This is a genomic window from Mucilaginibacter sp. OK268 (assembly GCF_900103125.1).
Classification (GTDB): Bacteria; Bacteroidota; Bacteroidia; order Sphingobacteriales; family Sphingobacteriaceae; genus Mucilaginibacter.
This window is the reverse complement of record NZ_FNJV01000003.1, coordinates 983,483-994,852: the sequence shown is the minus strand read 5'-3', so window position 1 is coordinate 994,852 and position 11,370 is coordinate 983,483. Positions and strand designations below refer to the sequence as shown.

The 11,370-nt window shown below is 41.2% G+C and carries 7 protein-coding genes; 6 read left to right on the top strand and 1 reads right to left on the bottom strand.

What is annotated here, in order from left to right; translation table 11 throughout:
• Nucleotides 1–29 precede the first annotated feature (29 nt).
• Nucleotides 30–356, bottom strand: coding sequence for a YegP family protein (locus BLR84_RS14540; protein WP_090469374.1), 327 nt, complete (start codon nucleotides 354–356; stop codon nucleotides 30–32).
• Nucleotides 357–876: 520 nt separating this feature from the next.
• On the opposite strand from BLR84_RS14540, the gene BLR84_RS14535 reads away from it, so the two are divergent.
• From BLR84_RS14535 to BLR84_RS14510, 6 genes are all read left to right on the top strand, one after another.
• Nucleotides 877–1,497 carry a hypothetical protein gene (locus BLR84_RS14535; protein ID WP_090469105.1) on the top strand — a complete coding sequence of 207 codons (621 nt, stop codon included), beginning with the start codon at nucleotides 877–879 and terminating at the stop codon, nucleotides 1,495–1,497.
• A gap of 313 nt (nucleotides 1,498–1,810) precedes the next feature.
• Nucleotides 1,811–4,384 carry a BamA/TamA family outer membrane protein gene (locus tag BLR84_RS14530; RefSeq protein ID WP_090469102.1) on the top strand — a complete coding sequence of 858 codons (2,574 nt, stop codon included), beginning with the start codon at nucleotides 1,811–1,813 and terminating at the stop codon, nucleotides 4,382–4,384.
• Between the two features lie 275 nt (nucleotides 4,385–4,659).
• Nucleotides 4,660–5,253, top strand: a complete 594-nt coding sequence (locus BLR84_RS14525) for an RNA polymerase sigma factor (protein WP_090469099.1) — start codon at nucleotides 4,660–4,662, stop codon at nucleotides 5,251–5,253.
• Nucleotides 5,254–5,431: 178 nt separating this feature from the next.
• Nucleotides 5,432–6,394 (top strand): FecR family protein, encoded by a 963-nt coding sequence (locus BLR84_RS14520; RefSeq protein ID WP_090469097.1) that lies wholly within the window; start codon nucleotides 5,432–5,434, stop codon nucleotides 6,392–6,394.
• Between the two features lie 6 nt (nucleotides 6,395–6,400).
• A complete protein-coding gene (locus BLR84_RS14515; protein WP_255366946.1) occupies nucleotides 6,401–9,850 on the top strand; it encodes a SusC/RagA family TonB-linked outer membrane protein in 3,450 nt (1,149 codons plus the stop codon).
• 11 nt (nucleotides 9,851–9,861) lie between these two features.
• Nucleotides 9,862–11,352 carry a SusD/RagB family nutrient-binding outer membrane lipoprotein gene (locus BLR84_RS14510; RefSeq protein ID WP_090469094.1) on the top strand — a complete coding sequence of 497 codons (1,491 nt, stop codon included), beginning with the start codon at nucleotides 9,862–9,864 and terminating at the stop codon, nucleotides 11,350–11,352.
• Nucleotides 11,353–11,370 lie beyond the last annotated feature (18 nt).

The following is an 11,370-nucleotide window of genomic DNA, read 5'->3' as shown; positions in this document are numbered from 1 at the left end:
CACTTTTGCTATTTAAATTAAAAAGTAAATTACTCTTCTACTGTTGGAGCATCAGGTGCATTCTTTTTAACAGATTCAATGCCGTTGTCGCGGCTGGCTACACTTTCATACATTTGGCTCTTGCCGATCACCTGACCGTTAGAGGCTTTCAGATTAAAGTAGAATTTTCCATTTTTGGAGTCTGCTCTTTCAAAATGCTTATCATCGGGCGCATTCTTTTTAACCGACTCGATACCATTATGCATAGCGGCAGTTGTTGTATACCCTTCGCTTGACAGAATAACCTGACCATTAGTAGCTAAAAGATTAAAATAATGTTGTCCGTCTTTACCTGTTTTAGTTGCAAATTTTCCCATGGTTGTAGATTTTTGATTTACACGAATATACATTTTTTTGGATAAATGAAATAAATCATAAAGCTTGTATTTAATAAAAAATGAACTAGTCTGCCAAGAAAACAGATATCATTGAATCATTAGAAGTATATTAATTTTGAGCTTACATGATGATTTCTTTACGACCTTGCACAGGATTTAGTTTTTGAAATAATAAGAAGAATCGATTAATTCTTTATTTATTTTTTTTAAATTTAGATAATCATTACTGAACCTAAAATCTATTAGTATGGAAGAACTCACTCAAGAGGTATCAACACAAACACAACCATTTCGACAAACCTGACAAAGGAAGCATCGAATGCAACAAAACAATTAAATCATCTGTTCGGAGAGTTTGTTCATCAATTAAGAAATATTTTAATATCATGGAAAACAAATTGAATGGCTGTTTTAAACCTATTGATATAGTATCTAGTCAAAACTGTTAAACTTGTAAACCAAATTTCAATTAGTTCGTTACAACTAAAATTATTTTAACATGAAAAAATTATTTGTATTATTATTCTCAGTATTATTAGTAAGTGCCAATACGTTTGCACAGACAACTGACGCTGCTGTAAAAAAAGCTAAAAAGAAAGCTGCTGACAAAACCGAAAAAGCAGCCGACAAAGCAAAAGCAACAGCCGACGACAAAGCCGATAAAGCTGCTGCAAAAGCAAAAGCTAAGGCCGATGCAAAAGCCGAAAAAGCAGCAGCCAAAGCAAAAGACGCCAAGTCAAAAGCTGATGATAAAGTAGCAGCAGCAAAAGATACCAAAGCAAAAGCTGAGGATAAAGCTGATAAAGCCACTGCAAAAGCAAAAGATGTTAAGTCAAAAGCTGATGATAAAGTAGCAGCAGCAAAAGACGCAAAAGTAAAAGCTGATGATAAAGCAGAAAAAGCTACTGCCAAAGCAAAAGATGCTAAAGATGATGCCACCACTGCGGTTAGTGCTAAAAAAGCAAAAGCAACTAGAACTGTTACCGAAGCTGCAAATAAATCTGAAGATAAAGCCATCGGCAAAGACGATAAAGGCAGAACTATTTATTTAGGCCCAAGAGGAGGTAAGTATACTTTATCTCCAAGTGGCAACAAACAGTATATCAAAAAAACAGAGTAATCTTTCTCAAGTAGAAAGGTTGATTCTTGAACCCTGTAAATCATTTGATTTACAGGGTTTTGTTTTATACAGCTATAAAAACTACAGATCAATAGTATATTTTATCAGCTCGATCATTTATAAGGTGACTACGCTTTTGCTGTTTGTAATTTTTAATTAAGTTTAATTTAAGCTAAATTCGTCGTAGATATTATTCATAGATGCTTCGCTTAATACGTTTACCCATATAAGTAGATTGTTTTATCAGCTATTAAGTAATTTATATTCATTAATTTAACTTTTAGCTAAGTATATTCAGTACAAAAATTAACCTATGATAAAAAAGATACCTTCTCTGTTTGTTTGTTTAGCGTTTGTAATACCCTTGCAGGCTCAGGAAATTGCTCCATCTGCCTGGCAAAAGTTTCCGGATAGCACAATCGTTAAAATTCACCCTTCTTATGATGATGTTACCGGTGTACATCGCTGGCTATTTGGAACCAATTTTCGTAAAGAGTGGGCCATGTCTGTTAAATTACCAGTGATCAGGTTATCGCAGGTAAACGGAGGCTTAACAACCTTAAAGCAGGGTGGTGGCATGCAGTCAAAATCTTTGCGACTGGAAGATAAAACAGGCAGGGAGTGGGTATTAAGGAGTGTTGAAAAAGTACCTGATAAGCTATTACCGGAGGGTTTACAAGGTACGTTTGCTGTTGATTGGGTGGCTGACGAATTTAGCGCCCAACACCCGTATTCAGCCCTTATCGTTCCTCCATTGGCTGTAGCTGCAAAAGTACCTCATGCTAACCCGGTTATTGGTGTGGTTGCTGATGATCCGGCCCTGGGCGAGTATAGCAAAATATTCACCAATATGGTATGCTTACTGGAAGAACGCGAACCCATAGGTGAATCTGACAATACCTTTAAGATGCAGCGTGAGCTAACTAAAAACTATGATAACCGGCTTGATGGTGAGGCGTTTTTACGGGCACGTATGCTTGACTTGTTAATAGGTGATTGGGACAGGCACGAAGACCAATGGCGCTGGGCAGTAACCAAAGATGATAAAGCAAGACATTATGTAGCTGTACCTCGTGACCGCGACCAGGTATTCCATGTTAACCAGGGCTTGTTTCCATCTATAGCCGCGCTTCCCTGGATCGATCCTTTATTAGGAAATTTTAAGGGTGATCTCTCCGGGGTAAAGTATTCTTTGTTTAAAACTAGGTTCATGAAACAGTTCCCGGATGCGCAGATAGGTTATGATGATTGGATGCGGATAGCCAATGAATTTGTTAAGGCCGAAACTGACGAGGTTTTAGAAGCGGGGTTAAAACGGTTACCAAAGGAAACCTACGATTTTCGGCATAAAGAACTATTATCAATACTAAAAAAACGAAGGGATAATATACCGGCAGCCATGGCCGAGTATTATCGTTTTATAAACAGGATTGTCGATTTGCACACCACTGATAAGGATGAGCAGATCACGGTTAGTGACGCGTCCGACAATGGCATGCGTGTAACGGTAGAAAGTCTTAACAAAAAAGGAGAGGCTAAAAATAAGATATGGGACATGACCTATCAGCCAAATATAACCAAAGAACTAAGGTTGTACACCGCCGCAGGTAATGATCATATTTTGATCAATAAGGCTTCGTCACCCATTAAACTACGCATTATTGATAGTGTTGATGATAAAACTTTCGATATAAAACAGGCTAACAGTAATGTGAAGGTTTACGGGCCAAAGGATAATACAAGTTTTACAGGTAATGTTAATCAGGTAAGTAAGCATTTGTCCACAGATACGCTAAACAGCCGGTTTGTGCCAACTAACCTTTACAATGTTTGGATGCCGTTGGCAACAGCAGCTATTAATGCTGATGATGGCTTCTTATTAGGATTGGGTTTTAAATATAAAGGTGTAGATGGGTTCAGGAAATTACCTTATTCCACCATACAGCAGGTAATGATCACCCATTCGTTTGCTACCGATGCGTTTAGGATCAAATATAATGGAGAATGGATCCGGGCTATAGGTAAGGCCGATTTTACAATGCAGGCTTATATTCAGGCACCGGATAACACGATGAACTTTTTTGGGCGTGGTAATGAAACCAAGCTCGACAAATTTCCGGGATACCGCCGGTTTTATCGTGCCCGTTTTAACACCTACCAGTTTGATCCTGCCATACGCTGGAATACAGGCAAAGGAAGTTCTTTCAGTGTAGGCCCGTCATTACAATTCTACCACATGAACCTTGACGATAATGTAGGAAAGTTTATCAGTCAGGCAACACATATCAACTCTTATGATAGCGCTACTTTAAATAAAGACAAGGCGCATGTCGGTTTGATTTTAAATTATATCAGCAATCGCCGCAACAATAGCATACTGCCATCTGGTGGGTTTTATTTCAATGTATTGGTTCAGGGTTATACCGGGCTTAACAGCTATTCCAAATCATTTGTGCAGATCAAGCCGGAGTTTACTTATTATCAGAAATTAAATTCAACTGGAACCATAGTACTGTCTGATCGTGTTGGTGGCGGCATAACTGTGGGTGATCCTGCATTTTATCAATCTCTGTTCCTGGGTGGGCAGGGAAATTTGCTTGGTTTCCTTCAAAACCGGTTTGCTGGTCAGCAAATGGTGTTTAACAATCTTCAGGGCAGGGTAAAGGTAGCCAAGATAGCCAGTTATATACTACCGGGCGAGCTGGGCTTAACCGGATTTTATGATGCAGGCAGAGTATGGATAAAAGATGAACATTCAACTACCTGGCACCAGGGTGTTGGTGGAGGGTTATACTTTTCGCCTGCCGGCTTAACTATTGTGCAGCTACTTGCCGGGCACTCTAATGAAGGGTGGTATCCATATTTTTCTTTGAATTTTAGAATATAATTTAACCGGGTCATTTTGTTACAAAGTGGGTTTACATGGTTTACACAATTTAGGGTTAATATTGGTTTAAATAATTGATAATAAGTTAATTAAATAAAATTTGCTATAAATTGTGTAAACCATCATTTTGTGGGTTTACATTAGCAAAAATAAAAAGACCTGTAGTTTATGTTATCATAGGCTACGGGTCTTTTCAGTTTGAATAGGTGTTGTTAATATAAATTTAACATGGATGTTTTGTTATATAAACATGCCTGGGCTTAATTTGCAATCCGATGATGGAAACAGTAAATATGCCCCTATTACATACATTGGATGGATTTGAACGCATATTTAGGGAAAATTACAATCCTTTGTTCAGTTATGTAAAAGCCATGATCAATGATGAAGATCTGGCAAAGGATATCCTTTCTGACCTGTTTCTCAATTTATGGCAGCAAAAGGATAAGTTGCAAATTAATGAACTGAAACCATATTTATTCCGTTCGGCAAAAAATGGTACTTTAAAGGCCTTGTCATCGCGCTATCAAACCTCACAATTGCCCGATGATGCTTTTAACATCCCCGAGAATACCTACAACCCGTTTGAGAAATTTGTAGCGAAACAATCTATAAAAATTGTTGAGGAACTGATCAATAAGCTGCCATCTCATCGCAAAGAAATGATCGAACTGCGACTTCTTGGTCTTAAAAATGCCGAAATAGCCCAGGTATTGGATATCACCGAACGAAAGGTAGAATACCACATGCGTGAGGCTATTGAGCAGCTTGGGCACGCTATTCATAATGGTAATTTTGATAAAGCTACTATTGCCGGTGGGCTGATGTTAGTTAACATGATACTTACCGTAAATAGCCACCTGCTCTAATAATTTCACTACCTGTCGATATGATCGTGTAGCCATACAGATATTAAAACGCAAAGGAGTCGGGCTATTATCCGGCTTTTTGATGTTTTGGGGTATTTAACAAAAAGTTAACAAACTCGTAATTATTTCTTTAGGTGGAAACCACACCTGTAACGCTCTTTAAATAAAATTAAACAGCGTGAACTGGGAAAAAATACTGAATTATGTAAATGGTGAATGCCGGCCCGGCGAAGCCCAGGCAGTTATTGACTGGGCCGATGAGCAAACCGAACATCGCTACCTGCTTGCTTATCTGGAACGCAGAAAACAGCAACTGGAGCAACCTTTAAAGCAAAGCGATATTGACGAACAATGGCTACACCTGCTCGACATGATTTTTGAGCTATCAAAGCCAGGCAATAAGAAAGCCAGCCCGCCATATTGGTACTTGGGCATTGCGGCCAGTTTATTATTGTTCTGTTTTTTAGGCTGGTTTTATGTACAAAAGGCCAAGCAGGCAGGTAATAATTTACAAACACTACAAAGCGCGCAAAACGTAGGCGGCCGACTTACTTTGCCCGATGGTACGCAGGTGTTTATGGCCCCCGATTCGAAGATCAGCTATGCAAACACATTTGATACCGATAAACGCGAAATCCAGTTAACCGGCGAAGCTTTTTTTGATGTTAAGCACGATCCCCGAAAACCTTTCATCATTCGTACACTGAACCATTTGGCTGTAACCGTATTGGGTACATCTTTTAATGTTTATTCGCGCCCCAAATCAAATATCGAGGTTAAGGTAGCTACAGGCCTGGTAGGTATAACTGCCAATCATAAAACCAATTATTTAAAGGCCGGCCAGCAGCTTACTTATCAAATAAGTAACCAGCAAGTGATCGTTACGAAAGTAAATACACATGAGGCTTCATCCCTCCAAAATCAAACGCTGTTTTTTAATAATAACAATGCCGATGAGGTAGCCGAGAAATTACAGCGCTGGTATAATATAAAAATTGAAGTACAACCATCGGCCCGTAAACGTGCACGTTTTAGCGGCGAAATGAAAGATAACGGCATTAATAATCTTTTACCGGGCTTAAATTATGCTACCGGCCTCAATTATCGATATAAAAACCCTCACACTATCATCATATTCTGATTAAGCATGAAACAACTCAAACTCTTATTCTTTGTCCGGAAAAAGCTATGCTCGATTTTACTTCTGTTACTTTTTGTGGTAACGGCACATGCGCAGGTAAACACTTCGGGGCAATACAGCTTTGAAAAAAAGCGCATCAGCGTACAAGCCATTGTAAATACGTTCAAAGCTAAATATGGCTATAAAGTTTCTTTTGATGCCAATGTAAGTATGAGCAGCATGGTCACATTGCCTGATGAAAATTTACCTTTTGACAGGCTCGCGCAAGTATTGCAGCAGCAAGCGGGTATCGGCATCAAAAATATCGACGGTAACCTGGTGATCAAAAAGCTGGATGTGGTTATTGTAAGTGGTACCGTAATATCAGTCGAAGATAAATTGCCGCTTGCAGGTGTCAGTGTAAGCGATGAAAACAAGAAACTGCTCACCTTTACCAATAATGATGGTCAATTTTCTGTACTGGTAACAAGCGGCGGCTCATTAAATTTCTCCACTGTAGGTTTCGCCACCCAAAGCCAGGTTTTTAATAAAGCCACAGCCGGCATTACTATTACTATGGATAAATCAAATGCTACATTGAACGAAGTGGTTGTTACTGCGTTGGGTATTAAACGTGACGAAAAGGCACTTGGTTATGCAGCAACGGTTGTACAAGGAAAACAACTTACCGATGCGATTTCCAGTAACTGGAGCGATGCACTTTCTGGTAAAGTAGCTGGTTTAAACCTTGTCAGGTCAAATTCAGGTCCTACCGGATCAAACAAGATCATATTACGTGGCGAAAATAACCTTACCGGTGATAACGAAGCACTCATTGTAGTGGACGGCGTGGTGATCAATAACGGCAGTGGACGGCGTACGGGTATATCCGGAGAAACGGTTTATGGTACTGGAAGCGACAATATGCCTGCCGATTATGGCAGTAGTATCAATGATATTAACCCCGAGGATATCGAAAGTGTATCGGTACTGAAGGGACCGGGTGCCGCAGCTTTATACGGTCAGCGTGGTGCAAACGGGGCGGTTATTATCACTACTAAATCAGGCAGCGCCAAAAAACATGGCTTAGGCATTACCGTTAACTCCAATGCTTCTATCGAAAAAGTAAATCGCTGGCCCGATCTTCAGTTTGAATACGGTCAGGGTTTGGCAGGTGCCTCTTATTACTCATATGGAGCCGGCCCCGATGGCGCAAGCACCAGCGGCACAAGTTCTGCCTATGGTCCACGGTTTGATGGCCAGATGTTTTACCAATTTGATCCGCTAACTCAAAAGCAATCTACTGTACGAACCCCCTGGGTGCCTTATACCGATAAAATACACCAGTTTTTTGACACCGGCCAAACCTTTACCAATTCGGTAAGCATTGATGGAGGATCGGATAAAACCACGGCCCGTTTTTCGGCTACCAATGTTAAGAACAATTGGATTGTTCCAAATACCGGCTATGGTCGTAATTCAGTGGCCTTGTCTGTAAACTCCAAGATCAATGACAAGCTGACCATCAGTTCAAAAGTAAATTATCAGAATAAGTTCAGCGATAATTTACCTGGAGCGGGTTATGGTAACCAGTCGCTGATGTATTGGTTTATTTTCTGGCAGCCCAGCGCCGACTTGAACTGGCTGAAAAATTACTGGAAGCTTGGACAGAAGGATCTGGCTATCGAATATCCGTTTAGCTCTTATCCCGAAAACCCATACGCGGTGGCATATGAATTCATCAACAAATCAAACCGTAATGCGGTAACCGGTAACGTTCAGGCCACTTATAATATCACCAAAGCTTTGAGCTTGCAGGTCAGAACATCTTTGGATATGGGCTATGAACAACGCGCCCAGGAACGCCCATATGACGCCGGAACCAAATATCCTAAAGGCTCATATCGCACCCAAAACATCTTTTCGCAGGAAGTAAGCGGCGATTTCCTGTTACGATACAACAAAGCCGTAAATAAAGACATTACCTTAACCGGTACCGCTGGTGGCAGTATGTTAAGAAATACTTACCGGGTAGATGAAGTAAGGGCCGACTCACTTAACATTGCCGGTATATATACTATGGCCAACTCTGCCGGCACGCTTATCACCTTGCCCTACAGCAGTAAATATGCTATCAATAGCTTTTATGGTTTATTATCTGCCAGTTACAAAAACTTCCTTTATCTGGATCTTACCGGCAGGCAGGACTGGAACAGTGTTTTGGCTACCCCGCAAAGAACAGATAAGGTTGGATTCTTTTATCCTTCGGCAAGTGCCAGCTTTATTTTGTCTGATGCCTTTAAGCTGCCAGAGACTATCAGCTTTGCTAAAGTCAGGGTATCGGCATCAAGTGTTGGTAGCGGTAGTACCGTGCCTTACAGAACCTCATATTCCTACAACTCTGCAGGCAGTACTTATGCAGGTGGGGCACAGAATCCAACCACGCTGCCGGATGTAAATCTTGAACCACTGCGTACCAATACCTATGAAGTGGGTTCAAATGTCCAGTTCTTCAAGAATAGATTGGGTTTTGATCTGGCCTTGTATTCAGGAGTTACCAAAAATCAAATACTAAACCGTGTTGTCGATGCTTCATCAGGCTATAGCAGGGCGGTTATCAATATAGGGAAAGTTGCCAATAAGGGTATCGAAGTAGCCGTGAACGGAACGCCAATATCGAACCCTAAAGGCGGCTTTGTTTGGGCAACCAATCTTATTTTCTCGGCTAACCGCAATAAGATAAAAGAACTTTCAGATAGCTCAGTTGTATTGCAAAACGGTCCAACTGGTGGCGGACAGATAGTAGCTAAAGTAGGGGGCAGTATGGGTGATCTGTACGGCCGGGGATACCAACGTGCTCCCGATGGCCAGGTGGTTTTTGATCCTAAAACTGGTTTCGCCCTTATTTCGCCCGATCTGGTATACCTGGGTAATACTTCGCCTAAATGGAAAATAGGGCTGAGTAATGATTTCAGGTATAAACAATTCCACTTTAGTATTTTGTTTGATGCCCAGTATGGTGCGGTTGCATACTCCCTTACCTCATACAAACTAGCCGAACAGGGAAAAACAACCAATACACTCCCGGGCAGATATAACGGCATCATCGGAAACGGTGTGGTACAAAATGCGGACGGAACCTATCGTAAAAATGACGTGGTAGCTTCTGATATTGACCAGTATTACCAATCCAATTTTGGGGCTAATAACGCTGAAGGAGCCACGTATAGCACCAATTTTATCAAACTCCGGGAAGCCCGGTTCGATTATACTTTACCTGCCCGGCTTTTTTCAAGATTAGGGATACAGCGGGCCACTATTGGTGTGTACGGCCGTGATCTGTTCATCTGGACAAAATGGCCCGGCTTTGATCCGGAGTTTGGTACACTTAGCGGCTCTGATATTACGCAGGGCTTTGAAATTGGCCAGTTCCCATCAACCAGAACAATGGGTGTTAACCTTGTTATCTCACTTTAATTAGCTGAACAATGAAAAAAAATATTTATAAAGTTATTTGTGCGGTGATGCTTTTCGCGATAGTGCAGCCATCCTGCAAAAAGGATTTTGAATCTATCAATACCGACCCAAATACTTCCCCAACAACTACGCCCAAGCAATTACTGGCACCAGCTTTGGTTAACGTTTTAACTGCTAATATGCTACAAAGCCGAAAGTATAATAATGAGCTGATGCAGGTAACTGTGAACCAAAGCGATTCGGAAGGCCAGGTTTTCAGGTATGATATTAAAAACACCTGGGGCGATTATACCTGGAACAACTGGTACCTGCAGTTAACCAATTTTAAATCGATATATGATATAGCCGGCCAACCGGTTACCTTAAATAAAGGCTACCAGGGGATATCGCTCATCTGCCAGGCCTGGATCTACTCCATGTTGACCGATACTTACGGAGATGTGCCATATTCACAATCAAACCAGGGTAAGGACCTGAATTTTCAGCCTGCTTTTGATAAACAAAAAGACATATACCAGGGCATATTTAAACAGTTGGAAGATGCAAATACATTGCTGACCGGTGCGGTCAATGTAGCTGCTTCAAGCGATCCTGTTTTCAATGGGAACACTACACTATGGCGCAAATTTGGCAACTCATTATACCTGAGGTTATTACTACGTATATCAGGTAAAGCAGAGGTTTCTGCTGATTGCATCGCGAAAATTAAGGACGTCGTTGATAACAACCCTAGTACCTATCCAATCATGGCAAGTAACGCTGAGTCGGCAGTTATAAAATGGACGGGTTCTGGTTATTTAACTTCGCCGTTTATTGCCGGTGTAAGGGCGCAGGATTTTACTGCGCCATCATTGTGCTCATTCTTCATAGATAATTTAACCAAATGGGCCGATCCCCGTTTGTTCGGTAACAGTTGGGCAATAGCTACTTATGGCGGCGGATATGTTGGTGTACCCAGTGGCTATGCCCCCGGTAACGCGCCCATTAAGAAGTCTTATTTCTATTCAACAACATCCACCAAAACACTCATGAACGAGCCTTTAATGGGCAATATCATGAATTATGCCGAGTTGCAATTTATCCTGGCCGAAGCCGCTGCAAAAGGCTGGATCTCGACACCAGCAAAAACCTATTATGATAACGGGGTTATCAACGCCATCACTTTTTGGCAACCTAATTTTACTACACCGGTAGCCACCTATGAAACAACTGCGGATATAACCTGGGACGATTCATTGCCGCTTGACGATAAAATGGAGATGATACATGTTCAAAAGTATTATACCCTGTTCTGGACCGATTTTGAGCAATGGTTTGAGTATCGCCGCACCGGTCACCCGATATTGCCAAAGGGGGCGGGTTTGCTAAATGGCGGTGTAATGCCTGCACGTATTGTTTATCCGGTTTATGTACAATCGGCCAATCCAACAAATTATAAGGCAGCGGTAGCCTCACAGGGGCCCGACTTGCTGAATACCCAGGTTTGGTGGCAAAAGCCATAATTGTTTTAACTGATTGAT